This is a genomic window from Caulobacter sp. S45 (assembly GCF_009765965.1).
GTDB lineage: Bacteria > Pseudomonadota > Alphaproteobacteria > Caulobacterales > Caulobacteraceae > CAHJWH01.
In genome coordinates this window covers 185,161-207,237 of sequence record NZ_LMUL01000001.1, presented here as the reverse complement: position 1 = coordinate 207,237, position 22,077 = coordinate 185,161, and the positions used below count along the sequence as shown (strand labels likewise).

At 67.4% G+C, this 22,077-nt stretch carries 22 protein-coding genes; 7 read left to right on the top strand and 15 right to left on the bottom strand.

The features are described 5' to 3' along the window. Positions 1 to 153 precede the first annotated feature (153 nt). Positions 154 to 933 (top strand): hypothetical protein, encoded by a 780-nt coding sequence (locus GSQ87_RS00880; protein WP_158912676.1) that lies wholly within the window; start codon positions 154 to 156, stop codon positions 931 to 933. 42 nt (positions 934 to 975) lie between these two features. Here the strand turns inward: GSQ87_RS00880 and GSQ87_RS00875 are convergent, their stop codons facing one another. From GSQ87_RS00875 to GSQ87_RS00845, 7 genes are all read right to left on the bottom strand, one after another. After that, positions 976 to 1,857, bottom strand: coding sequence for an RDD family protein (locus tag GSQ87_RS00875; RefSeq protein ID WP_254062683.1), 882 nt, complete (start codon positions 1,855 to 1,857; stop codon positions 976 to 978). Next, complete coding sequence (locus GSQ87_RS00870) at positions 1,854 to 2,858, bottom strand: stage II sporulation protein M (protein ID WP_158912675.1); 1,005 nt, start codon at positions 2,856 to 2,858, stop codon at positions 1,854 to 1,856. Before GSQ87_RS00870 ends, GSQ87_RS00875 begins: the two co-directional genes overlap by 4 nt. A gap of 10 nt (positions 2,859 to 2,868) precedes the next feature. Continuing rightward, a complete protein-coding gene (locus GSQ87_RS00865; protein WP_158912674.1) occupies positions 2,869 to 4,176 on the bottom strand; it encodes a DUF58 domain-containing protein in 1,308 nt (435 codons plus the stop codon). Between the two features lie 34 nt (positions 4,177 to 4,210). Beyond that, a complete protein-coding gene (locus tag GSQ87_RS00860; protein WP_174241386.1) occupies positions 4,211 to 5,167 on the bottom strand; it encodes a MoxR family ATPase in 957 nt (318 codons plus the stop codon). Then, complete coding sequence (locus GSQ87_RS00855) at positions 5,157 to 6,521, bottom strand: hypothetical protein (protein WP_158912672.1); 1,365 nt, start codon at positions 6,519 to 6,521, stop codon at positions 5,157 to 5,159. Before GSQ87_RS00855 ends, GSQ87_RS00860 begins: the two co-directional genes overlap by 11 nt. After that, positions 6,518 to 7,153: a DUF4129 domain-containing protein gene (locus tag GSQ87_RS00850; RefSeq protein ID WP_216838878.1), complete on the bottom strand. Its 636-nt coding sequence runs from the start codon at positions 7,151 to 7,153 to the stop codon at positions 6,518 to 6,520. The genes GSQ87_RS00855 and GSQ87_RS00850 overlap by 4 nt, the downstream gene beginning before the upstream one ends. 104 nt (positions 7,154 to 7,257) lie before the next feature. Further along, positions 7,258 to 7,707: a nucleoside deaminase gene (locus GSQ87_RS00845; RefSeq protein ID WP_158912713.1), complete on the bottom strand. Its 450-nt coding sequence runs from the start codon at positions 7,705 to 7,707 to the stop codon at positions 7,258 to 7,260. A gap of 117 nt (positions 7,708 to 7,824) precedes the next feature. Between GSQ87_RS00845 and GSQ87_RS00840 the strand changes: the two genes are divergently transcribed. From GSQ87_RS00840 to GSQ87_RS00830, 3 genes are all read left to right on the top strand, one after another. Then, on the top strand, positions 7,825 to 9,006 hold the full coding sequence (locus GSQ87_RS00840; protein ID WP_371416624.1) for a pseudouridine synthase: 1,182 nt from the start codon (positions 7,825 to 7,827) through the stop codon (positions 9,004 to 9,006). A 12-nt stretch (positions 9,007 to 9,018) separates the two neighbouring features. After that, complete coding sequence (rsmD, locus tag GSQ87_RS00835; protein ID WP_158912669.1) at positions 9,019 to 9,597, top strand: 16S rRNA (guanine(966)-N(2))-methyltransferase RsmD; 579 nt, start codon at positions 9,019 to 9,021, stop codon at positions 9,595 to 9,597. Positions 9,598 to 9,696: 99 nt separating this feature from the next. Further along, entirely contained in the window at positions 9,697 to 10,026 is a 330-nt protein-coding gene (locus GSQ87_RS00830) for a hypothetical protein (protein ID WP_158912668.1), read from the top strand. Between the two features lie 63 nt (positions 10,027 to 10,089). Here GSQ87_RS00830 and mutL read toward each other — a convergent pair whose 3' ends face one another. The 4 genes from mutL to GSQ87_RS00810 all read right to left on the bottom strand — a co-directional run bounded on the left by mutL (position 10,090) and on the right by GSQ87_RS00810 (position 15,518). Beyond that, positions 10,090 to 11,940 (bottom strand): DNA mismatch repair endonuclease MutL, encoded by a 1,851-nt coding sequence (gene mutL, locus GSQ87_RS00825; protein WP_158912667.1) that lies wholly within the window; start codon positions 11,938 to 11,940, stop codon positions 10,090 to 10,092. A gap of 77 nt (positions 11,941 to 12,017) precedes the next feature. Beyond that, a complete protein-coding gene (locus GSQ87_RS00820) occupies positions 12,018 to 12,530 on the bottom strand; it encodes a hypothetical protein (protein WP_158912666.1) in 513 nt (170 codons plus the stop codon). Positions 12,531 to 12,544: 14 nt separating this feature from the next. Then, on the bottom strand, positions 12,545 to 14,827 hold the full coding sequence (locus GSQ87_RS00815; RefSeq protein WP_158912665.1) for a GH92 family glycosyl hydrolase: 2,283 nt from the start codon (positions 14,825 to 14,827) through the stop codon (positions 12,545 to 12,547). 136 nt (positions 14,828 to 14,963) lie between these two features. Next, positions 14,964 to 15,518 carry a prephenate dehydratase domain-containing protein gene (locus GSQ87_RS00810; protein WP_158912664.1) on the bottom strand — a complete coding sequence of 185 codons (555 nt, stop codon included), beginning with the start codon at positions 15,516 to 15,518 and terminating at the stop codon, positions 14,964 to 14,966. Positions 15,519 to 15,648: 130 nt separating this feature from the next. Here GSQ87_RS00810 and aat point away from each other — a divergent pair, with 130 nt between their 5' ends. Beyond that, the gene (aat, locus tag GSQ87_RS00805; protein WP_256375858.1) at positions 15,649 to 16,308 is read left to right on the top strand and encodes a leucyl/phenylalanyl-tRNA--protein transferase; all 660 of its coding nucleotides are present in this window, start codon (positions 15,649 to 15,651) and stop codon (positions 16,306 to 16,308) included. On the opposite strand, the gene GSQ87_RS00800 is transcribed toward aat, so the two are convergent. Genes GSQ87_RS00800 through GSQ87_RS00790 form a run of 3 tightly spaced genes read right to left on the bottom strand, consistent with a single transcriptional unit; the run spans position 16,236 to position 17,815 of the window. Then, positions 16,236 to 16,877: a DUF2155 domain-containing protein gene (locus GSQ87_RS00800; protein WP_158912663.1), complete on the bottom strand. Its 642-nt coding sequence runs from the start codon at positions 16,875 to 16,877 to the stop codon at positions 16,236 to 16,238. The two genes, aat and GSQ87_RS00800, sit on opposite strands and share 73 nt — an antisense overlap. A 5-nt stretch (positions 16,878 to 16,882) precedes the next feature. Then, positions 16,883 to 17,416 (bottom strand): outer membrane lipid asymmetry maintenance protein MlaD, encoded by a 534-nt coding sequence (locus tag GSQ87_RS00795; protein ID WP_158912662.1) that lies wholly within the window; start codon positions 17,414 to 17,416, stop codon positions 16,883 to 16,885. A gap of 3 nt (positions 17,417 to 17,419) precedes the next feature. Further along, positions 17,420 to 17,815: an NADH:ubiquinone oxidoreductase subunit NDUFA12 gene (locus tag GSQ87_RS00790; protein WP_216838894.1), complete on the bottom strand. Its 396-nt coding sequence runs from the start codon at positions 17,813 to 17,815 to the stop codon at positions 17,420 to 17,422. A 262-nt stretch (positions 17,816 to 18,077) separates the two neighbouring features. On the opposite strand from GSQ87_RS00790, the gene GSQ87_RS00785 reads away from it, so the two are divergent. Both GSQ87_RS00785 and GSQ87_RS00780 read left to right on the top strand, forming a co-directional pair. Next, a complete protein-coding gene (locus GSQ87_RS00785; RefSeq protein ID WP_158912660.1) occupies positions 18,078 to 20,570 on the top strand; it encodes a ribonucleotide reductase in 2,493 nt (830 codons plus the stop codon). A 244-nt stretch (positions 20,571 to 20,814) separates the two neighbouring features. After that, on the top strand, positions 20,815 to 21,156 hold the full coding sequence (locus tag GSQ87_RS00780) for a hypothetical protein (RefSeq protein ID WP_158912659.1): 342 nt from the start codon (positions 20,815 to 20,817) through the stop codon (positions 21,154 to 21,156). 151 nt (positions 21,157 to 21,307) lie between these two features. Here the strand turns inward: GSQ87_RS00780 and GSQ87_RS00775 are convergent, their stop codons facing one another. Continuing rightward, positions 21,308 to 22,024, bottom strand: coding sequence for an alpha/beta fold hydrolase (locus GSQ87_RS00775; RefSeq protein ID WP_158912658.1), 717 nt, complete (start codon positions 22,022 to 22,024; stop codon positions 21,308 to 21,310). Positions 22,025 to 22,077: the final 53 nt, after the last annotated feature.

Genomic DNA, 22,077 nt, shown 5'->3' with positions numbered 1-22,077 from the left:
GTGTTCCAAGGGCCGGCTCCTGGAGAGCCGGCCCTTTCCGTTCCGATCACCTTTATCATAACAGAAACACGACGGATCGGGCATCCGTAAGAGGTGTCTGCGCCGCGCAGCACCATCAGCTACCCGTAATGCTTAGTTGGAACGGAGGGCGCGATGGTCGCCATTGAACTGGATCGTGACCACTTCGACAAAGCGCGCGTTCTCCACCGAACCATAACCTATCTTAGGAGCAACATCCTCAATCGCACCATCCTAGCGATCTTATTGGCCGGTCTGCCGGGAGTGGTCTTCGGCCTCCTGCGCGCGATCACGATTTCACACAACTCATCACAGATAAACGGCGTCGGCGCGTTACTTCTGAAATTCGTCTTTTCCCTGATCCCCACTTTCCTAGCATCCGTTTTTCAGGCGGCGATTATCAAGAATTTAATCGAGCCTCGAACGGATAGCATTTGGAAAATGCTTTCCGATGGGTTCCCCTACGTACTGCCCGTGTTTGGCCTTGCAATCCTATTGCAGATAGCCATCGGATTCGGCCTTATTCTCCTGATCGTTCCGGGCGTGATCTTCGCAATCAAATGGTCCGTGAGCACACCCGCCCTAGTCATAGAAGATACCGGCGTGTTCGGATCGGCCAGTCGCAGCGCCGACCTGACCAAAGGCTTTCGCTGGGAAATCTTCTTGTTATTCCTGATCTATGGGCTGGGAAGCGCGGTGATTTACGCGGTTTTCCTGGCGCCGTTTGGTTTCGGTTTGAAGCCCATGCGGGAGGACGTGCTGACGCCCGCCCTGGTGATGAACGACATCATTGATGGAGTACTTGCCACGATCTTCACCCCAATCAGTACGTATCTGGCCGTATCCATCTATGCGGAGCTGCGAACGATCAAGGAAGGTGTGGGCTCAAGCGGCGTCGCGCAGGTCTTCGACTAGAAAAGATGTGAGGCCGCCACCACCGGCTCTGGAAACGCCGCCTCAGACCGGACGGTCGTGCTTGTCGCGACGCCGCCGACCGAACAGCATCCCGGTCTCCAGCCGGCCACGCAGGGCGGCGTAGTAGGCGTCCAGGAACGCGCCGTCGCGCTCGCCCGGCGTGGACGTCCATTCGATCTTGCGACGGATGCGCATCGCGACATCGGCGACGACCCGGCTGTTGTTGGAGCGCAGCACGTCCTCCAGCACCTGCAGCTCGGCCTCTCCATAGGCGCCGATCTGAGCCGCCGTGAACGCAAAGGGCGCCTCCGCTTCCGCACGCCGGGCGAGCTCGATCCCCAAGCGTCGCTTGGGCGCACGCACAACCCAGGTGCCGGCCGCCAGGTCCCCAGCCCGGAGCCGGTCGCGATTGAACAGGGGGAACAGGGCGAACACACCGCTCCACACCAGGCCCGCCGTGACCATCCAGCCGCCCAGACCGCCTGCATTGGCTAGGATGAAACTCATGGGGAGATAGACCTCGATCTCACGCAGGGCGTTGCGGGCGAAGATGGCGTCGGCGGTCAGCGGGCCGCCGTTGCGCGATGCGACCCTCAGCCCGATCATGCGCTTACCTGGGGTCGCGGCCCGCCCGCTCAGCTCGAAACCGATGAAGTAGAAATTCCTCAGCAGGAAGAAGCCCAGCAGCCAGACCACCACCATCGCCTGGGGCATGAACGGCGCCCGCACCACCACGGCGATCAAGGCCAGCGCAATGGTCGCCCCGATGAGAACACCCACGATGACCGCCGCATCGATGAGGAAGGCGCCGGCCCGCTCGCCCGCGTCGGCCAGGCGGAGCTGCAGGTCCACCCCTTCGGGCGTCACCAGCTCACGAATGCGGTGCGTATCCAGCGGGGACGGCGGAACATAGGTGTCCGTCACTGCGCGCCCTCCCGCCGCGCGCCGGGACGCGGCGCATAGAGGTAGACGCCCCAAGCCACCGCGCTGAACCCCGCGATAGCGTAGCGCGCCCAGTCGGACGTGATGAGCTGACGCCCGAGACCTTCCAGAAGGCCCGCGATCGAGAGCATGACGATCACGCCGAACATCAACATGGCGCCCTCCCGTCCCGCTTCGGCCACCGCCGTCAGCCGTTGCGCCTCGCCTGGGAAAGCGAACCGCCAGCCGATACGGAAACCCGCGGCCCCCGAAAGCGTCACCGCCCACAACTCGGTCACGCCATGGATCAGCAGCCAACCGCCCATCTGGAACCCCAGGCCATGGCTTACATACAGCGCGAAGATTGCGCCAAGGGCGCACCCGTTGGTCGTCATCAGCACGCCTGTGGGCAGGCAGAAGGCGAAGCCCAGCGCAAACGCCAGGATGGCGATCTGGGCGTTGTGGGTGAACAGGAAGGCGGCGAACGGCGCCAGCCATCCCTTGTTATCCTGGCTGTAGAGCACAACCCTCAACGCCGCCGTCGTGGCCTCAGGCGTACGCCCCCCGGCGAGGTTGGCGGGAATGAAGGCCGAATACCAGCCCGGATCGTGCAGCGTCAGGACATAGGCGATCGCTGCGCCCATCAGCATCAAGGCGAACGAGATCAGGGTCTCGCGCCAGAGCCTTTGCGCCGTTCGCGGCCAGTCGGTCACGAAGAAGCCCCCGATTCGTTCGAGCAGCGTGGTCCGCGGGCCATAGACGAAGAAGTACGCCCGGGTGCACAGGGCCTCCAGATAGGCCGTCAGGTTCCGGTCCAGCGATGTCGCCCGCGCCACCGAAAGCGAGGACAACGTCGCCCGATACAGGACCGGAATGGACAACAGCTGGGCGTCCGTAAGGTTCGAAACCGATCCCCGCTCCGCCCGGTCGAGCAACCGGTCCAGGGTGCGCCACTGATCCTCCCGCGCCTGGCGGAACCGCTGGCTTCGCAGGGTGTCTCTCATCGCGGCGCGCTCACAGGCGGTTCCTGCGCTTCAGGTCCAGATATCGGTTCAGCACTTCGGCGCGGATGCGATCGGCCGGGGCGTCGACGATCTCAACCCCGAGCTGGCGCAGGCGCGCCACCACCGTCTGTCGCTCGCGCAGCAGGGCGGCGGCGATCACCGCACGGGTGACGTCCTCGGACGTCTTCGGCTCCGCGCGGCGAAGCGCCTGCATCTCCTCGTCCCGCAAGACCACGAACAGGACCAGGTGGCGGGCCAACAGCCGCTGCACGGCCTCGATCATCAGCTCGGCGGACACCGCGTCGGTGAATTCGGTGAACACCACCACCAGCGAGCGGCGTTCGAGCCGCTCCGCCAGGGTGAACAGGCCCAGCGTATAGTTGGTCTCCTCGGGCCGATGGTCGATCTCGGCCGCAAGCTTCTGCAGCGCCCCGAAGGACCGGGCGCCCGTCACCAGCCCGCTTGCGGTGCGCAGCTTGGCGTCGAAGGCGTACAGCCCGACCCGGTCGCCCATCTTCAGGCCGACATAGGCCAACAGCAGGGCCGCGTTCAAAGCCCAGTCCAGCCTCGCCATCCCGGCGATCGGTTCGGACATGGAACGCCCGCAGTCCAGCGCCAGCACGATGGGATGGTTGCGCTCCGCACGGTGCTCACGGGCGAGCAGCTCGACATGGCGAGCGGATTGCTTCCAGTCGATGGTGCGCACGTCCATGCCGGACTGGAACTGCCGCAGGGCGTGGAACTCCGCCCCCTCCCCGGCTTCGAGCTGGGTCTTCAGGCCGTGGATGGCGTCGCGGGAGAACAGGCGCACGGCTTCGCTCTTCACACCCTCGATATCGGGGGTGACGGCGATACGCCGGTCCAGAGTGCGGACGGCCTGTCGCCGTGCGAGACCCATTGGGCCCGTCCACCGCACCCAGGCCCGATCCAACCGCCGTTCGCCCCGACGTGCGGGGTGAAGCGTGAAACGGATCGAACCTTCCGAACGGGGCATGAGATGTGCGTAGGCAGGACGCGCTTCCAGCTCCGGGCCAGTCTCCAACGACACATCGACGGCATGCGGCGTGCGGCGGCGAAAACCCAGCTCCAGCCGCGCCTCGCCGGTGGCGTTCACCGATAGGGTCGCGGGCGCCTGGAGGTCCAGGTCCAAATCTCTCGGGGCCGCCGCCAGCATCCCGTCGAGCAGCATGAGGGCGACCCCGGCCGCGATCCACACGAGGCCCACTGCCCAAAGCACCGGCGCGAAAAGCCCGACGACCAGGCACACAGGGGCGCCCGCCGCGACCATGACGACGACGCGACGCGTCGGCTGGATCATCGCGTCGGCCTCGCCACGGTGCGGGCGGCCAGGCTCACCGAGGCGCTTCCACCTGATCGATCAAACCCGCGATCAGGCCGTCCGCGTGGCGCCCCTCGATCTCGGCGGACGCGGACAGGATCACCCGGTGACGCAACGCCGCCGGCGCGAGCGCCTTGACGTCGTCGGGGATCACATAGTCGCGCCCCTCCAGCGCCGCGCGGGCGCGGGCGGCGGCGGCCAGCATGGCGGCTGCGCGCGGCGATGCGCCGCTCTGTAGGTCCATGCTCTCGCGCGTGGCCCGCACCAGGGCGACGACATAGCCGATCACCGCCTCGGTCAGCCGCACCCGGGCGACCGCCTCGACCGCCTCGGCGATGGCGGCGGCGTCCAGCACCGCGGTCACGCCCAGCGCCTCGGGGCTGGGTTGGCCCACGCCCGCGCCGTGAGCCGCGACGATGGCGCGCTCTTCCTCAACGCTCGGATAGGCCAGGACATGCTTGAACAGGAAACGGTCGAGCTGGGCCTCCGGCAGGGGATAGACGCCCTGCTGTTCGATGGGGTTCTGGGTCGCCACCACGGTGAAGCGCGGGCTGAGGGGATGGCGCTGACCGTCCAAGGTGACTTGTCGCTCCTGCATGGCCTCGAGCAGGGCCGCCTGGGTCTTCGGCGGCGTGCGGTTGATCTCGTCGGCGAGCAGCAGGTCGCAGAACACCGGCCCCTTGCGCACGGTGAACTGGCTGGTCTGGAAGTTGAACAGGTTCACGCCAACGATATCGCCGGGCATCAGGTCCGGGGTAAACTGGATTCGCCCATAGGCCATGCCCAGAGTTCGGGCGAAGGTCTGGGCGATCAGGGTCTTGGCCACGCCCGGCGGTCCTTCGAGCAGAATATGGCCGCCCGCGAACAGGGTGGTCAGCAGCAGGTCCACCGTCGCGGTCTGGCCAACCACGGCCTTGGACACCTCGGCGCGAACGCGCTCGGCTAGGGCTTTGACTCCATCAACGTCCACGCGTGATCTCCAATCGCCAATGATACAGGGCCTGGGCGGCCGCCAGCAGGCTCGGACCATCCCTGGCGCGGCCGGCCTCGCGCTCCAGGTCCTCGAACTTCGTATCGACCCGCCGGGCGCTGGCGATACGCCCGAGTTGAGCGTGGATCGCCGCCGTGTCGTCGGTTCGGGTTGCGTTGACACCCTCCAGCGCCAGGTCGCGGGTCAGCGCGACGTAGCCAGGCCCCATGGACGCTTCGCGCTTGGCCATGTGGATCAGGGCGGCGGAGTTGTCCGCCAGCGCCCGCTTGCCCAGGGCGAAGCTGCGTCCCTCGCGGCGCTGGGGACCGAACCGGATCGTGGCGTGCAGGCCCATCAACAGGGCGGCCGCCACCCCACATAGGGTGGCGGAGAGAAAGGGCGGGGTCAGCATCAGCTTGAGCGCATCGTATTTGTCCGACCGGCCGCCAACCCCCGACAGGGTCAGGTCGAACACCACCGGATGGTCGCCGAACTGCAGGTCTTCGATCAGCGTGCCGGCGGCAAGGGCCCCCTGCGCGGTCGCCAGGCCCTGGGTGTTCAGCATGTCGGGATCGGACAGCACCAGTAGCCGTCGTTGTCGATCCAGAGCCATGACCGTGCGGCCCTGCTCGTCGGCCAATACAGCTTCCCAACCGGCGGGCAAGGCGGAGAATGTCTGGAACCGGTCGATCGCGGCGAGCTGGATTTCGTCCGGCGGCGCGAAGAAGCCGTTCTGACTGTACAGGATCGGGCGCGTGACGCCGTTGCGCCGTGTGATGAAGCTGTCCGCCCCAAGCGCCGGCTTACCCGGAAATAGTTTGCCCCGCGTCGGCTTGCCCGGAGGCGATTTTGGCGCGGCAGGCTTGAACCAGCTCGCCTTGGTCAGCGGGCTCAGGAGGCCTTGGGTCAAGAGACCTGGGTCGTAGGCCGCCAGCTTGGTCACCCAGCCTTTGTGCCCCAGGTTGGACGCGGTGACCCACTTGGGCGGGACGACGACGGTCAAGTAGGTGCGGGTCGAAGCCGGCAGGGGTGTTTGCGCCTGTCCGAACTCGGGCATGATCAGCAGCACCGCGGAGGGCGCCGCTCCCGCCAGCACCGGATTGCTGTTCAGGCTGACGGGGACCCTGTCAGCCCGCAGCATCTGGACCAGCGCGGCGTAGCCCACCGCCGAGCGGGACAGGGCGTTCGCGCCGCCGGGATTTCCGCGAAGCTGAGGCCCGAAGGCGAGCAGGATCACGAACATCGCCCCCGACACCAGCGCGGCGCCGATCAGCCATAGTGCGACGGCGGACGAAAAGGCGCCGGCCTCCTTGACCGGGGGCGTCATCTTCGGGCCGGCGACGATCGTGCTCACGCCCGGACCCAGGCCTCGGGAAGGGCGAAGGCCTCGTAGACGCGCCGGCATCTGATGAAACCATCGGCGTCGACCGACCGGCCGCCGAACCAGCTCGCCTCCACCACCGCCGCGATGGTCGAGAAGGCGTCCCGGGCCGCAGCCGGAAGCGCATCCAGGTTGGCGATGTCGCGACTGGTCAGCGAGGGACGCACAGCGGCGGGTCGTCGGTTCTGGATATCCTCCACGCTGCGCAGCAACAGCAGGTGGGCGGCCTCCTCGAACCGCCCGGCAGCCGCCATCGCATCCGCCTCCGCCAGCAGCGCCCGCGCCTGGCCCTCGCTCGGCCGCCAGGCTTCGAGCGCCATCGCGACGGTCTTCTTCGGGGCGCGGGACGACCGCCGACGACACCTCCAGGCGAAAAGCGCCAGATAGACCACGCCGGTGATCAAGGCCGTGACGATCACCAGCCAGATCACGACCTTCAGCACCGGCCACAGCGATCCGATGAGCTTGAACACCACCATCAGCCCTTGGGACAGCGCCACCAGCCAATGCGGCGGCTTGGGCGGCGGCGTCACGCTGGGAAAGACGAATTGCAGGCGGGAGTCCGCGCGCACCTTGGCGAAGGCGTCCTGCAGACTGCCGTTCATCAACCTGGTCGCATAGCCCGCGCGCATGCACCGCCCCCCATTGCAACCTAAAGCGTCAGGCTGAGCCGTGGAAAGCCTTTTCCGCAAAGGTTCGGCGACAACGCCTAGCGTGGCCCCGACGTCCGCCGCGCCCTGAAGAAGCCCCGCAGCAACTCCGCGCTCTCCGTCCCCAGCACCCCCGCCGTCACCTCGGGCCGCCAGTGGCAGGTGGGCTGCTCGAAGAAGCGTGGGCCGTTCGTAACCGCGCCGCCCTTGGGATCGTCGGCGCCGTAGATCAGCCGGCCGATCCGTGCGTGGCTGATCGCGCCCGCGCACATGGCGCAGGGTTCCAGCGTCACATACAGCCACAGCCCCGTCAGCCGGTAGTTGCCCACCGCCTCACCCGCGACGCGTAGAGCGCGAATCTCGGCGTGGGCGGTGGGATCGTGCAGCGCGATGGGGGCGTTGTGGACGGCAGCGATCACGTTCCCGGATGCAGGATCGACCACCACGGCGCCGATCGGCGCCTCGCCGGCGAGGGCTGCGGCTTGCGCGAGGTCGAGCGCGATGCGCATGTTCATCAGGTCATGGTCGATCACGTAAAAGAACCCAAGGCGCCCGCGCGCCGAGGTCAAGCCGAAACCCCTCGCGCTGAAAACACGGAGGGTGAAATTCCAGGCGCCGGCGAGCGCGTGGCCAAGGCGCTGGCCCGCGCCGGCGTCGCGTCGCGCCGCGAGGTCGAGCGCTACATCGCCGAGGGCCGCGTGAAGCTGAACGGCCAGCGGCTCGACACGCCGGCCGTCAAGATCGGACCCGGCGACGTGCTGACCGTCGACGGCGCCCGGGTCGCCGCCGCCGAGCCCACGCGAATCTGGCGCTTCCACAAGCCGGTCGGCCTGGTGACGAGCCACGCCGACCCCCACGGCCGTCCCACGGTGTTCGACGCCCTGCCCGAGGGCCTGCCGCGCGTGATCTCCATCGGGCGGCTGGACCTGAATTCCGAAGGGCTGCTGCTGCTGACCAACGACGGAGGCCTGTCGCGGGCGCTGGAGCTGCCGTCGAGCGGTTGGGTGCGCACCTATCGCGCCCGCGCCTACGGCCGCACCAGCCAGGAGACGCTCGACCGGCTGCAGAACGGGATCACCGTCGAGGGCGTGGTCTACGGCCCCATCGACGCCAAGCTGGACAAGGTGCAGCGCCGTCCCGGCGACACCGCCGAAACGCCGGCCAACTGCTGGATCACCGTTTCGCTCAAGGAGGGCAAGAACCGCGAGGTGCGTCGTGTGCTGGAATCGCTGGGCCTGAAGGTGAACCGGCTGGTGCGCCTGGCCTACGGTCCGTTCGCGTTGGGGACCCTGCCGCTCGGCGCGGTCGAGGAGGTCGGGCCGCGGGTGATCCGCGAACAGTTGGCCGACGTCATCGCGCCGGAGAACATGCCCACCGGCTCGCGCACGCCCGCCACCGTCCTCGCTCCAGGCCGTCGCCCCAACGGGCCTCCGGTCGTGGACGGTGTGAAGGTCGAGCGGGAAAAGAAGGTCTACAAGCCCGGCTGGGCCAAGCCGTCCAAGCCCAAGAACCCGCACGCGCCGCCCAAGCGCAAGGCGGACCGCGCGGGCCAGACCAACCTGGACGAGGCGCCGCCCGAGCGGGCGCGACCGGACTCGGCGAAACCGCTCCATGCCCGATCCCATCCGCCCGAAGCCACCCAGATCCCGACCCGATCGGGTCAGGTTCGCCCAGGCCCCGCCCGCTCCAGCCCGCCTCGTCCCGGCCCCACCAACCCCGGTTCAGCTCGTCCCGGTTCGGCTCGTCCGGGCCAGCCCCGGCCGCCCACCCGGCACGGTCCCGCCAAGCCACGCACGCCCAAGTCCTGATCGCCCACTTCCATGCGCATCACCTCCGGCAGCCATCGCGGCAAGATCCTGCGCACGCCTGAAGGCGACGCCACCCGTCCCACCTCCGATCGCGCGCGCCAGGCGGTGTTCAATATCCTGGAGCACGCGCCCTGGTCGGCCGGCGTGCGGGACAAGCGGGTGATCGACCTGTTCGCCGGTTCCGGCGCCCTGGGCCTGGAGGCGATCTCGCGCGGGGCGGTATTCTGCCTATTCGTGGAGACCGACGAGGCCGCGCGCGGCGCCATCCGCGACAACATCGAGGCCATCGATCTTTTCGGCGCCACCCGCATCCATCGCCGCGACGCCACCGACCTCGGCCCGAAGCCGGGAAGCGCGGGCGAGCCGTTCGATCTCGCCTTCCTCGACCCGCCCTATCGCAAGGGGCTGGGCGAGCGTGCGCTGCAGGAACTTGCCGGACAGGGATGGCTGAACCCCGGCGCCGTGTGCATGCTGGAACGTGCGACCGACGAGCCGCCCTTGGCCCTTGCGGGCTACGAGGTGCTGGATACGCGCACCTACGGCGCCGCCCAGGTCGGCTTCCTCCGGTTCATCGGGGCTTCATCTAGCTGAACCTTAGCTGTCGGCGGCGCTCAGACACAGTGCAGGACACGCTCCCTAAAACCCAAGGCACGGTCGCTGATGACCGCGATGCCTTCGGGACTTCCTCCGATGAACCGTCTGATCCTGAGCCTGGCCGCCATCGCCTCGGTCGCCACCGCCCTGCCCGCCTTCACCGCTGCGGCCAACGCCCAGCCCGTCACCCACCGCGAAGCTGTCCAACAAAGCCGAATCGCCCAGGGCGTGCGCACCGGCGCCCTGACCCCGCGCGAGACCGCCCGGCTGGAGCATCGCGAAGCCCGCCTGCAACGCCGTGAGGTCATCATGCGGGTCCGCGACGGCGGCCGCCTGACCCACCATGATCGCCGTGTCCTGGCGCGCCATGAGAACCACATCAGCCACGCCATCTACCGCGCCAAGCACAACGCGCGGATCAGCTGAACTTTCTAGGTGGGAGGGACGAGGGCCGAGCCTCGTCCTTCCTATTTCTTCAAGCAGACGCCCTCAGCGCCGGCCGAACAGCCGTTCGATATCGGCGAGCTTCAGCTCCACATAGGTGGGACGCCCGTGGTTGCACTGGCCGGAATGGGGCGTGGCCTCCATCTGGCGCAGCAGGGCGTTCATCTCCGCCGCCGTGAGCCTGCGACCCGCGCGCACACTGCCGTGGCAGGCCATGGTCCCGCACACAGCCCCCAGCCGCTCTTTCAGCGCTAAGGCCGCGCCGTTCTCGGCCAGGTCGTCGGCGATGTCGCGCACCAGGCCCTGGACGTCGGTTTCGCCCAGCAGAGCGGGGGTCTCGCGCACCAGCACCGCCCCGCCGCCGAACGCCTCGAGCACCAGGCCGAGTTCGGCCAGTTCGTCCGCCTTGGCGATCACGCGCTCCGCTTCGGCCGGGTCGAGCTCCACCACCTCCGGCAGCAGCAAGGCCTGGCGCGCGACGCCGCCCGCGTCCATCTCGACCTTCATGCGCTCATAGACCAGCCGCTCATGGGCGGCGTGCTGGTCCACCACCACGATGCCGTCACGGGTCTGGGCGACGATGTAGGTCTCGTGCACCTGCGCCCGCGCCGCGCCCAACGGGTAGTCCACCAGATCGACGATCTCGCCTGTGCCGGCATGGACGCTGGTCTGTTCGGCCACTAGCTCCACCCGCGCGGATGTCTCCGACAGGCCAGGCAGGATGGGCGCCGGGGCCTGATTGCGCCATGTCCCCGTTCCGCTCCAGCCCGCGGCCGAGGGCGGTGGCGTATAGGGGTAGGCGGACGGCGCATAGCCGCCCCTCGCTTCGGTGCGGAATCCCGCCAAGGCGTCCGCCGCGACCGTGGTCGCCGCCCGATGGCCCGCCGCCGCCAGGGCATGGCGAAGCGCGCCCACGATCAGGCCGCGCACCAGGGCGGAGTCACGGAACCGCACCTCGGCCTTGGCCGGATGGACGTTGACGTCGACCAAATAGGGCTCCAGCTCCACATACAGCACCGCCACCGGGTGCCGGTCGCGGGCCAAGAAGTCGGCATAGGCGGCGCGTAAGGCCCCGCTCAGCAGCCGGTCGCGCACCGGACGGCCGTTGACGAACAGGAACTGGTGCGCCGCATTGCCCCGCGAGAAGGTCGGCAGGCCCGCGAACCCGGTCAGGCGCACATCCTCGCGCGACTGGTCGATCTCGATGGCGTTGTCCTGGAAGTCGCGCCCCAGCACCGCCGACAACCGCGCCAGCCGCCCCTCCGAGCCCGGATGCTCAGCCGGCAGGCGCAGCACCTTGCGCCCGTCCAGATCCAGGCTGAAGGCGACCGCCTCGCGCGCCATGGCCTGGCGCTTCACCTCCTCGGTAATGGCCAGCGCCTCGGCGCGCTCGGACTTCATGAACTTCAGGCGCGCCGGCGTGGCGTAGAACAGGTCGCGCACCTCGATCCGTGCGCCGTGCGGACCGGGAAAGGCGCTGGGCGAGACCGACGACATGGCCCCGGCGTCCACATCCAGCCGAAACGCATCCTGGCCGCCCTTCGCCCGCGACGACAGCGACAGCCGCGACACCGAACCGATCGAGGGCAACGCCTCGCCCCGGAAACCGAAGGTACCGATGCGCAAGAGGTCGTAAACCCCCTCCCCGTCCGGCTGCAGCTTGGAGGTGGCGTGACGCTCCACCGCCAGCGGCAGTTCGTCGGCCGAGAGACCGCATCCGTCGTCGGCGACCAGGATACGGGACAGTCCGCCATTGTCGGCCTGAACCTCGATCCGGGTCGAACCCGCGTCCACGGCGTTCTCCACCAGTTCCTTCACGGCGCTGGCGGGCCGCTCCACCACCTCGCCGGCGGCGATGCGGTTGACGGTCTCGGGGGGAAGGCGGTGGATGGTCATGGCGACTCGGGAACCGGGCCGCCCACTATAGCGTCCAGCCGAAAGCGCGTCCCCAGTGCCTGACGCACGACGGGCCGCTACTTTCCGTCGACGACCTTCTCGAACACCATGGTCGTGGAATCCCGGCCCAGGCTCGCCTTCACACTCAACGTACGGCCGTCCGCGGACAGGCTGTAGGCGCTGGGGAAGACGAACTTCTCGTCCTGGAACTCCACACGTTGGGTGACGATCAACTGGTCGCCGCGCCAGACCGCCGAGACCCTGCGCAGGCTCGCCGGGCCCATATGGATCACCTTGTCCTCCGGCAGGATCACTTCCTGGCCGTCGGTGGGGAAGCTCAGCACATAGGTCTGGGTACGGTTACGCGTGGTGGAGACGATGCTCTCGCGCACGGTCGAGCCGGACTGCTCGATGACGTCGGTCTGTTCGCGCGCGCCAGGCATGTCGCCGTAGTCGCTGCGCGCGGCGTTGAGCTTCCAGGTTCCGCTGAGGTCCGGGTGGTTTTGCGCCGCAGCCAGGCCGGGCGCAGCCAGGGCGAAAAGCAGAGCCAACCTCATCGCCGGATGCATGAACTCTCCCAACCGCTTCATCGGTCCCGCTCCGCTCATTTGCCGGCGACCGCGAGGGTCGCCGCGACCGGCGTCGGCCGCCAGCCGGACGCCCAGGCCGAAGGCTTCGGCCCCATGACCAGCTTCAGCGTCGAGCCCTTCATGATGTCGGCATAGCGCAGCACGGGTATATTCAGCGGCTTACCGTTCAGGGTAGCGGACTGGATGTACATGTTCTTGTCGGAATTGTTCTGCGTACGCACCGAGAAGTCCTTGCCGTTGGCCAGATGGATCGTGGCGCTGCCGTACATCGGACTGCCGATCATGTAGTCGCCGGACGACGGGTTCACCGGATAGAAGCCCATGGCGGTGAACATGTACCAGGCCGACATCTGTCCACAGTCGTCGTCGCCGTCCAGACCGCCCGGAAGGTTGGCGTATTCCCAGTTGGCGATCTCGCGCACCTTGGCCTGGGTCTTCCACGGCTGGCCGCTATAGTCGTAGAGGTAGCCGAAGTGATGGCTCGGCTCGTTGCTGTGCCAGTTGTGGTCGCCATCGAAATATTCGTCGAGCTTCTTGTTGTAGATCGTATTCCCGCCCATCAGTTTGATCAGGCCGGGGATGTCGTGCATCACCGCCCAGGTGTAGACCCAGGCTCCGCCCTCGGTCCAACCGGCGTTGGGATCGGCCCAGGAGCCGTCCAGGTTCTTGCCCTGCATGAAACCGGTCTTCGGATTGAAGATGTTCCTGTAGTTCAGCGAACGTTTGAGAAAGAACTGGTACTCCTTGGTCTTGCCAAGCGCCTTGGCCACCTGGGCCACGCACCAGTCGTCGTAGGAATCCTCCAACGTGCTCGACGCGGCCTCCGAGGTCTTGTCGACCGGGATATAGCCGAGCTTTTTCAGGTAGGTCAGACCCGCGCGCGCCTCGTAGGGCGTATGCTCCTCGCGGTCGCCCCAGCGGCGGGTGGTGTCGCCATCGGGCGGCGACATCGCGTCCTTGTAGACCGCATCCCAGGCAAGATTGTAATCGAAGCCCTTGAAATGCTTGCTGATCGCCTCCGCCACCAGCGAGTCCGCGTGGGTGCCGATCATGATGTTGGTATAGGCGGGATTGGGCCATTTCGGCATCCACCCGCCCTCCTGGTAGTTCTGTAGCAGGGCCTGGACCATGCCGCCGGTGTGCTCCGGCGCGGTCAGGCTGAGCAGGCTGAACTCGGCGCGGAAGATGTCCCACATGGAGTAGTCGGTATAGGACTCGCCCTTGTGCACCCGGTCGTCGAAGGCGCTGTAATAACGACCCTGCTCGGAGAACCGGCGCGGATACAGCAGCGAGTGGTAAAAGGCCGTATAGAAGACGTGCCGCTGGTCGTCGGTCGCGCCGCCGATGTCGATCTCGCTCAGCTTGGTGTTCCACTCCGAGCGTAGCGCCTGGCGCGTCTTCTCGAAGTCCCAGCCTGGTATCTCGGCTTGAAGGTTGGCGCGCGCCTGGTCGATGCTGATGAAGGAGGTGCCGATACGCGCCTCGACCACCTCGCCTTCGCGGGTCTTGAAGTGGGCGTAGGCGCCGATAGCCTGGGTCGGCTCCGCCTGCCCGTCGCCGTAGAGACCGGCGTCGTCGAAGGCCCGGCGAAACTGGACGACGAAATAGCCTTTGAAATTGGGCAGAGCCATCGGGCCCAGGTTGGCGTCCATCCGATCCGGATTGTAGCCGGTGATCTCGCGCGCCGCGGCGTCGACGTGGGCGAAGCCCTTGTGTCCGGGCCGCGAAGCCTCGATCAGCACGGTCGACGCCGCATCGGCCGGGAAGGTGAAGCGCAGATAGGCGGCGCGCGCGGTCGCTGTGATCTCCGTGCGGATCTTGCGACCCTGGCCGGCGTCCATCGACACCGCGTAGTAGTCGGGCCTGACCACCTCGTCCGAATGGACGTAGGCCAGCTTGCGATCCTCGGGCTTGGTCTTGAGCGCCCCGATCTCGGGCATCAGGGTCACGTAGCCGTAGTCGCCCATCCACAGAGCGGGCTGGTGCGTGCCCATGAAGCCGCTAATGGCCTTGTCCTCGTACTTGTACGAGGTGCCCCCCTGGCGGTTCTGACGGGTCTGGGGCGTCCAGCTGGTCATGCCGAACGGCGGCGTGACATAGGGCATGGTGCGGCCATAGCCGATCGGCCCGCTGCCGGTGCCGATGTAGAGGTTCACCCAATCCACCGGGTCCGCCCGGACGACAGAGGCTGACCCGCCGACCAGGGCGGCCACCGAGATGATAGCCGCCAGATATCTGGATGGAGCGATCGCGCGCCAGGGCCAGGTTGGAGACGCGGCGCGATTTGTCCTGGTCATCTGATCTTCTGCACCATGACCTGGGAGGCGACCGCCCTACTGAGGACGTGCAGGTCGAGCGCTAATACGGTACTTATGATTACCGTTTTAAGACGTCGGGCGCAGACGCCTGTGGAAACGCATCATGCCGCATCGTTCAATCGGCGCGGTGCAGGACGAGGAAACGCGTGGTGTTGTCCTCGGCGTCCTCCACGTCCGTCCGAACGATCTCCAGGCCATAGAGCTCGGCGGCGGCGCGCGCGGCCACCACCGCCCGGCGCCGGTCGTTCGAGGCCGCCAGGTCCCGAGCGGCGCCCGCGGTGTCGAAGGCGGCCTCCGCGCGCAGGCCGAGCCCGGTGAGGAAGCTCTGGCATTGCTTCAGCGCCATCGGATGGCTGGCCACGACCTCGACCTGCTCCAGGGCGACGCCGGGCAACACCATCAGTTGCAGGTGGACCGCCCACAGGTGCTCCGCCTTGATGCTCAATCCACTTTGGGGGAGCAATTCGGCCACTTCCGGCACCCTGCCGACGTTGGAGTTCTCCACGGGGATGAAGGCGTACTCGCAAGCGCCCGATGTCACGGCCCCGAACGCCTGCTCGAAACTCTCATAGGGAACGGGCTCGGCCTGGGGCAGGCAAGCGACGCACGCCTCATGGCTGAAGGCGCCGAAGACGCCCTGGAAGGCGACGCGGGGCTGAGTCTTGATCATCACGCCGCACTGGCCCGCCACCGCCGCCCGGTCAACCCCGCAGATGCTGCAAATGAGAGCGCTCCGGCCTATCCTATCAGCGCATCAGGCCCTAATAACCGTCGCCGGATCAGGCTTTGACGGAGGATGCGTGCCCGGCTTCACCGCCGAAGAACTGATCGCCTGCTACAAGCGGGGCGTGTTTCCCATGGCGGAGGCGCGCGACGATCCACGCGTCTTCCTCATCGATCCCGAAGAGCGCGGGGTGATCCCGCTGGACGGCTTCCATACGCCGCGCCGACTGGCCCGCACCGTTCGCGCCGAGCCGTTCGACATGCGCGTGGATACCGCATTCGAAGCGGTGATCGACGGCTGCTCCGCCCAGGCCGAAGACCGTCCAGAGACCTGGATCAACGACGCCATCCGCCACCTCTATCGCGAGCTGTTCGCCCGCGGACAGGCCCATACGGTGGAGTGCTGGCAGGGCGAACGGCTGGTCGGCGGCCTGTACGGCGTATCGCTCGGCGGCGCCTTCTTCGGCGAGAGCATGTTCTCGCTGGAGCGTGACGCCAGCAAGGTGGCCCTGGTCCATCTGGTGGGACGGCTGATCGTGGGGGGTTACAAACTGCTCGACGCCCAGTTCATGACCGAGCACCTGGCCCAGTTCGGGGCCCTGGAAATTCCGCGTGCGGATTATCGTCGCCGGCTACTGGAGGCGTTGGTCGCGCCCGCCGACTTCTACAAGCTGGCCCCTGCGGGCGTGGGCGCGGCCGGCGAAGGGGTTTTGCAGGCGATCACCCAGAGATCGTAGATCGGGTGCTGAAGCGGATGCAGGCCGGGTGAGTTGGCGAACATCCAGCCCCGATAGATTTGCCGCGCCGTCCGCGCCGCGCCCGTCGGCAGGACGTCGGGCTGATACTGCACGTCCATATGCGCGGTCGATTCCGAGGAGACCTCGTCCGCCGCATTGGTTTCGCAGGCATGGACGGTGATCACCAAGTCCTTGTAGCGAACTGGCTCGCCCACCTTGGCTTCGAACCGCAGCGTCTCGGCGGTCACCTTGTCAAGCGCCTGGAGCACCGCGGCGGTGTAGCGCGGCCGCTTCAGCGGCGCGGGCGGAGGCGGCGGCGGACCGGCGTCCGTCTCGTTCCCCTTAGCGCTTCGATCCGGCTTGTCATCTTCGGAATTCATGGCGACGGGAGGCGCCGACGCCTCGGGCGGCGGCACATTGGCCGCCGGCAAGACCGGCGGAGGCGGAGCCGCTTCGGGCGGAGGCAGGGCGACAACGGTGTTGGACGGGTCCTGAGCAAGGCTCAGTCCCGCACCAGCCGCGCTCGCCAGCAGCGCCAGTCCGACGATCAGGCCCTGGTTGCGGGTCACGGGATCTAGCCGCCCGGCGAAGCGGGCGCCGCCGCCGGGCTCGCACCGGCGCCGGCTGCGCCGCCGGCGGAAGGCGTCTGACCCGCCGCGCCGCCCTGCGGCCGCAGCACCTGGCCGATCAGACCGAACAGGTCCACCGCGCCCTGGGTGTTCTGGAAGGTGCCGCCGGGCTTCAGGTCGTCCAGCGCGCCACCCGGTTCGATGGCCAGGTGTTGGCCGCCGAGCAGGCTGTCCTGGGTGATCTTCACCGTCGAATCGCTGGGCAGCTTCACCTTGGGGTCGATGATCATCACCGCATCGGCCAGGTAGGTCTTCGGATCGAGCGCCACCGAGCTGACGGCGCCGACCTTCACGCCCGCCACGCTGACCGTCGCGCCGGGCGCCAGGGCGCCGACCTCGCCGAAGCGGGCGTTCAGCTTATAGCCCCCGCCCCCGCCGATGCCGCCAGCGTGAGCCAGGGCGTAACCGAGGAAGCCGATGGCGGCGAGCAGCACCACCGCGCCGAGACCCGTCTCGGCCCATTGTTCGCGTTCAGCCACGACTTACTCCGGGGACCAGGGCTGGTAATCAGCGGCGGCGCGGGCGCGCTCGCCGGCATGGACGATCGATCCCGCCGGGCGATGCGCATAGGGCGTGCCGGTGAGATTGGGCAGATGGGGTTTTTCCCATGCATGGGTCAGCATGGGCTCCTTGGTCGGCGGTTCGTCGAAGGTGTAGTGCAGCCAGCCGTGCCATTCCGAAGGCACCTTGCTGGCCTCGGCATAGCCCTTGTACGTGACCCATCGGCGCAGACGACCATCATAGCTGTCGCGCGTGTCCTTGGCCTCGAAGTAGCGGTTGCCGTACGAATCCTCGCCTACGAACACGGCGCGCTTCTTTATGGTGTTCAGAGCGCCGAGCGTGGCTCCGTTCCACCAAGTGAAAATCTGTTTGAACACGTTGATCTGACCGCCGCGACGCTTGAGCGCGCGAACTATAGGTCGCAGGCGAAAGCCCGTCCAGCGCTCCCGCTCACGCCATATCTGGTATGCGGCGCGGCAGGCTCGCTCAACATATTGCGCCTCCTGGATCGAACGCCTAGCCTTGCGCCCCGAACGGCGGAGTCGGCGCATGCATATCGCTCATCGTCCAGGCCAATCGGTCAGGATGCCAGCCCAGGAAACCCGGTGGCTCGAGCAGGCTGGACGGGAGATCCGCGCGGTGGTTCCAGCCGCTTGGCCGACCGCGCGCGCGGCGGCGTGGCTGGAATGGGCGGACGGTGAAAGCCTGGCCGAGGCCGAGTTCGATCTCTGCAAGGCGCTGCGGACCTACTCGACCCGCCTCGGCGTGGCCGGATGCGAGCTTGGCCTGTTCGATGTCGCGGGAGCGGACGCCTTCCGCCGGGCCCTCATGGCCGACATCCTGGATGGCGTGCTGGCGTTGCGGCGTGCGGACCCGGTCGCCGACACGCCCGCGCCGATTCTGTTCGACCTGTCGGACGAAGATGGTCGGACGTCGTTCGGCGGATGGCTGGCGACTTGGCGCAGCCGGCGAGCCGGACGCGCGGCGGGCGCCGCCCTTGAAGATCACCTGCGCGCGGTGTCCTTGGCGGTCCGCAACTGCGAGGGCGAAGGCGAGGCCTGCCGGGACCCGCGCCGCAACGCCCGCCTGGCCCGCGCCGCCCGCGCCGCCCGTCAGTCCGGCGCCGACGACGCCATGATCCTGGACGCCATCGCGCTGGCGACGGTGTGGGATCAAGACGCGGCGGCGACGCCCCAGGCGCAAACGCAGACCCCATACGTGGTGGTGATCGCGCAGGCCCACGACCCTCTCGCCGCCCACGCTGGATGGGAAACAGGCGAGGTGCTTGCGACGCCCTCGCCTGCCTATGCGCAAGCCCTTTCCCGCCCCCGGCCGACCTATTGCGCCGTCGTCAACGCCCATCGGTTCGTGGGCGAGGCGGGTTTCGACGCGGAAGGTTTCGCCGGCGCGGTTCGCTTGGCGGCGGTCGTGCTGGCCCTACAGGCCAAGGAAGCGGTGCAAACCTCGGCGACCGCCATCGGTTTGGCGGGCCTGCACGAGACCCTGATCGCCCAGGGCCTGGCCTATGGGTCTCCGCAAGGCCGGTTGGAAACGGCGGGCTTGACGGCCCTTGCCGCCGCCGCCGCCGCGAACACCGCCGCCGAAATGGCCGAACATATCAAGGGAACCGTCGCGACCAGCGCCCCCGATATCGACGCCCTGGAGCGGATGCGAGCGGCGACGTCGGGACTGGCGACGGACGCCGCAGCCAAGGCCGGAGACCTGCTCGCCGCCGCGATCGCACGCGCGGCGAAGACCGGCTTGTGGCGGCGCGCCGTGTTGGACCTCGCACCGCATCCCGACCTTCGCCTCGCGGTGGGAACGGGCTCAACGGGCATCGCACCCTACAAGGGTCCCTGCACCTTGGACGAAACCGAGGATGGGACCGTGCTACCGGTGCTGTGCAAGGCTGCGACGACCGGCCTGCTCATCCTGGGGAGCGACGTCGCCGCGGCGCGCGCGTATGCGCTGGGCGTCCGGGACCTGAACGTGGCCGATGGCGTGAACCGACCGACCCTGCTTGCGGCCGGCTTCACCGACCTGGAGATCGGCAAGGCGCAGGACTCCCTGGCCAGCGTGCGCCGCCTTGTCGACGCCTTCGCGCCGGACGTGCTGGGGGAAGGCTTCGTCCACGATGTGCTCGGCGCGCCCGAAGGCGCTGACACCGATGTGCTGGCCCTCGCCGGCTTCGACACCGAGACGGTCGCGGATGCCGAACAGCAGCTAGTGGGAACCGGAACGTTGCGCGGCGCGCCCGGACTGGATGCGCACGCCCAGTCGGTGTTCGCAGGCGCAGACGAACTGGAAGCGAACGACCTAATCGCCATGGCCGCGGGCTGCATGCCTTTCGCCGACCTGGCGCCGACGCTCGATGCGCCGCTAGCCGGAGACGCGACGCCCGCCACGGCGATCGAAGCCCAGGCGGCCGCCTTCAAGGCCGGCGCGCCGTTGGTGCGCCTGATCCGCGTGGCCGCGCCGCCCGCGCTCCACCTGCCGGAGGAAGAGCCCGCGCCGGCCGCTCGTCCCGCCTCGGCCACGCCGCCTCCCCCGCCCCAGGAACGCATCGTCGAGCGGATCGTCGAGCGCGACCGCACCCGCCGCCGCCTTCCCGACCGTCGCAAGGGCTATATCCAGAAGGCCTCGGTCGGAGGTCACAAGGTCTACCTGCACACCGGCGAATACGACGACGGCGAACTCGGCGAGGTGTTCATTGACATGCACAAGGAGGGCGCCGCCTTCCGTTCGGTGATGAACAATTTCGCCGTCGCCATCAGCATCGGCCTGCAATACGGCGTGCCGCTGGAGGAGTTCGTCGACGCCTTCGTCTACACGCGCTTCGAGCCTGCGGGCGTGGTGACCGGCAACGACAGCATCCGCTCGTCCACCTCGATCCTGGACTACATCTTCCGCGAACTCGGCGTGTCGTACCTGGACCGCCAGGACCTCGCCAACGCCGATCCCGACGCCCTGAACGCCGACGGACTGGGCGAGCCGGAGCCGATGCCGGTAGCCAAATTCATCTCCAAGGGCTTCTCGCGCGGCGCCGCCCCCGATAACCTGCTGTTCCTACCCAACGCCCGCAAGTGGAAGGCTGTCGAGCCCCAGAGCGGGACGGACAGCGCAGAGGGATAAGTGTGCGCCGGTAAGTGAGGTGGTGTCCGCTTCGGGCGTGAGGGCGGTGATGGGTTTCGACCCTAATCGGACGTAAGACCTCTGGAGCCACGGCGAGACAGTTTAGATTACCTCATCCTACCCGGAAAAGGTCCGCAGGCTACCCTACAAACATTCCACGCCACCCTAGGCGGCGCGCGACGCAGGCGCAAAATTCTATAAAGCCAGCCCAGTCGGACCCTGAAAGCACCGGGATGGCTTAACCGTGAGAAAGCTCTTCATCATGTTGAAAAGACTTCCGGTGATCGCTTTCGCGACGTCGATCATGTTCACGCCATTGGTCGCAAAGGCCCAATCATTAGACCAGTACCGGCAGCTTGCGAAGGTGCCACTGGAGAAGGCGCATTTGAAAGTGGTGGGCCCGCAGACGAGTTCAGCCAATATAGCACGGGCGGCTAGCATTGAGGCAGGGGTGACGGGCGCTGGCAGCTACAGAGTAGAAGAGATATTTAAAATGGAAGTGCAATTGGCAAACGGGGCGAAGGCGTCTGCGGCGAAGGACGCGTTGAGGGCGAAGTTTAAGGCGAAGTTTGAGGCGAAAAAATAGGGGCCCACCTGCATCTCGGCTTTGAAGCCGGGCGTCCGGACATGGGGGTAACGGTAGACATCCACTCTTCTCCGAAGTCGGGAACGTCTGCTTTCTGGATGGTGGCCCGTCTACGCTCTTGACCCGTCCTCCACCCTGGAGGAGCAGACGCCTAAGTCGACTGCAACAGGAACTCCGTCAGATGGTCGGGGGCGTCGAGCATGATCTCGTGGCCACTGTCGAATAGGGCGGTCCGCCAGTCGGGCTTAGCCTTCGCCTCGGCGTAGTATTGGGCGAAGAACGGTGACGGCGATTCACTCGCCCTTATGTAGGCTTTCCGCTTCACCTTTTCCCGCGCATCGGCCGCCTTGAGTTTCTGGAACGCCACGCCAAGAGGCTGAGGCGTCATCTTGGCCGCCACCCAGGCCGCGTCCTTCGGGTCGCGGATGTGGAAGAAGCTGGCGGGCGGAACCGGGCGGGAGAGCTCGCCCCGCGCAAGGGCCGCCTTCAAGATCGCGGCGTTCTCAGGCGTCTGGGTGTCGGTTCCCATCTCGCCTTCATGGGGAACGAAGGCGTCGAGATACACCAACGAACTGAGGCGGGGCAGAATGTGCTGAATGGCGCCGGAGACCGGCCAGCCGCCATAGGAGTGGGCGACCAGGGTCACATCCGTCAGATCGTTCCATTCGAACGTGTTCACGATATCGGCGATATGCATGTCGAGATCGACCGAGGCGCTGAAAAGGTGCGAGCGATCCGCCAGACCCGTCAGGGTCGGAGTGACGACGTAGTGACCCTGCGCCTCCAGCCGGTCGACGACGGGCCGCCAGACCCATCCCCCGTGCCAGGCTCCGTGGATAAGGACGAAGGTGCGCCGTGACGGGCTCATGGACGCCAACCTAGGCTGAAATTCCCAACGCGCAAACATTGTATGACGTCTGC